This window comes from Pseudomonas sp. GM49 (assembly GCF_000282355.1).
Classification (GTDB): Bacteria; Pseudomonadota; Gammaproteobacteria; order Pseudomonadales; family Pseudomonadaceae; genus Aquipseudomonas.
Genome location: NZ_AKJL01000026.1, coordinates 1 through 1,957, shown reverse-complemented (window position 1 = coordinate 1,957; position 1,957 = coordinate 1). Strand labels below are relative to the sequence as shown.

Annotated in this window: 2 protein-coding genes and 1 pseudogene; all 3 read right to left on the bottom strand. The window is 58.5% G+C overall.

The features are described 5' to 3' along the window. Positions 1-66: 66 nt before the first annotated feature. Positions 67-759 carry an RES family NAD+ phosphorylase gene (locus PMI29_RS26575; RefSeq protein WP_033051967.1) on the bottom strand — a complete coding sequence of 231 codons (693 nt, stop codon included), beginning with the start codon at positions 757-759 and terminating at the stop codon, positions 67-69. Continuing rightward, on the bottom strand, positions 753-1,157 hold the full coding sequence (locus tag PMI29_RS26580; protein ID WP_007994069.1) for an antitoxin Xre-like helix-turn-helix domain-containing protein: 405 nt from the start codon (positions 1,155-1,157) through the stop codon (positions 753-755). Before PMI29_RS26580 ends, PMI29_RS26575 begins: the two co-directional genes overlap by 7 nt. 147 nt (positions 1,158-1,304) lie before the next feature. After that, positions 1,305-1,957: pseudogene (locus tag PMI29_RS26585) on the bottom strand (dolichyl-phosphate-mannose--protein mannosyltransferase); the annotation flags it as partial.

Genomic DNA, 1,957 nt, shown 5'->3' with positions numbered 1-1,957 from the left:
GCTGCTGCGCAGCCCAACGGGGGCAAGCCCCCTCGCCACAGGTTTTCATGCGTCTATCAACGGGGTTCAAGCCTCGCTGATCTGGCTGACACTGGTGATCTGCCCATTCCAGATCATCTCGTAATGCGCCGCTTGAATGATCGAGGACACGGGCCTTGGCGTCATCAACGCCCAGCAGTGACTGCCCGGCATCCGCACCGAGTGATAACGCAGGCCAGGACACTTGGCCTTCCTGACATCCCGACCGAGGCGGCGGGAATCGGTGTAGTCGTCCGACGCATACACCGGATCGGTCAGCGGCAGGGCGGTGGCGTCCTTCATCCCGCCATCGCCAAAGGCGCAGACCAACCCACGAAACACAAACCGCTCATAGTTCAGGCTCGGTACCTTCGACCAATACAGAGCCTGGTGATGCCGCACCTCGGCCAGTGCCGCTTCCATCGAATCCGCCAGGTACAACACCCCAAAACTGCCGTCACTGAAGCGCGAACCCGCGGGGTTGACGTGGGTAAACGGCGCTATCGCGTAGGAGCAACCCGCAATCCCGAACGGGATCTCGCTGCGTGCAATCAACTCCAGCTGACCCACCTCATTCTTCAACCGCGGATTGGTCAGCGCCTGAATCTCGAACAACACCTCAAACTCATCTGCATCCGCCACATCATCAAACAACGCAATCGGCGGAAACTTCGAATTGACCAGTCGGTAAGCCTGCAACGACTGACCGGCAAACGCGGCCAGCTCACTCGCCATCACCATTGCGCACCCCGCAGCATGTCGATGCGGCGGAAGGTTTCATACAGCGAAATCATGTCGCCCTGCGCCATGATCTCCAGCGGCGAACGCCCGTTGAAAAACTCGTTGTTATTGGTCATCGACGCAAAACCGTAGACGTTCTCAGGGTTATCGAACACCAGCCGCAACGTTGCATGAATGTTCAGCACAAAACTGATGCGCTGCATCTGGTCCGCATCCAGCGCCACAGCCCAGTCCGGGTCATGCTGCCGCGCACGGGTATAGGTACTGCGGGAGATGCGCAGGATGCGGCAGGCCTGATCGCTGGTGGCTTTCCACTTTTCCAGAATGCTCACAGCGGCGCGCAGGCCGGTGACGCATTGGTTTTTGCTGAAGGATTGGGCTTGGGCGGGGACGGCCATGTTTGTGTGCTCGATGTGAATCTATAGACTCAAATCTAGATATATTGAATCTGTAGAGCAACATTGGTGCGACCAGTGGACTGGATGCGGACGAAAAAAAGGCGTGTGCAAGGCGCCCTGTTTCGTTGATTGATCACCTCAATACATCTATTGAACCGAGGCTTGCGCCGCAGTTTGCCCGGCCACAGGGATTCCCATCGTTTTCCCATTGGGAACAAACGCCGCACTGCCATTTTCATGGGCATGAAACAACCGGGCGCCGTTGTTGGGTTTGGTGGTGATCAACTGATGGTCGGCCGTCAGATAGTCCAGAGGCAATTGATGGATATCCTTGTACTGCTCCACGATGATCGTGCGTTCAGGGTTCCAGGTCTCGCCACTTTTCCTTTCCAGCCACGCCATCAGTGCAGCACTGTCGCCTGTTTGCGGAATGTCCGAATCCGGGAGCACGTAGTAGAACGCAGCGCCATGGTTTTGCAGGTACATGGGCAGCTTGTTGTCGACATCCACCAGCACCATGCGCCATTCGTTCCACGGCGCCGTTTTGATCGCTTCTGCACGCACATCCCGGGTGAACTGCATGACACCGCCAGCACCGCCGTTGGTCCACGGATAGGCAACGCCCAGAATCAAAAACAAACAACCTGCCGCCCCGGCAATACCCTTCGCCCAACCTGGCCCGCTGACGTTACCGGCCGCCTGACGCGCGGCCATGCGCCGGGTGACCCACCAGGCCGCCAGCAGCTGGGCAAACGGCACCAGCGGCAATACGTAGTAGCTGCGTCGGCTGCCACTGGCGG

Bases quoted from the DNA above. Each gene is read 5' to 3' on its own strand.
- PMI29_RS26575 (WP_033051967.1), bottom strand. From the start codon at position 759: ATGGTGATGGCGAGTGAGCTGGCCGCGTTTGCCGGTCAGTCGTTGCAG.
- PMI29_RS26580 (WP_007994069.1), bottom strand. From the start codon at position 1,157: ATGGCCGTCCCCGCCCAAGCCCAATCCTTCAGCAAAAACCAATGCGTC.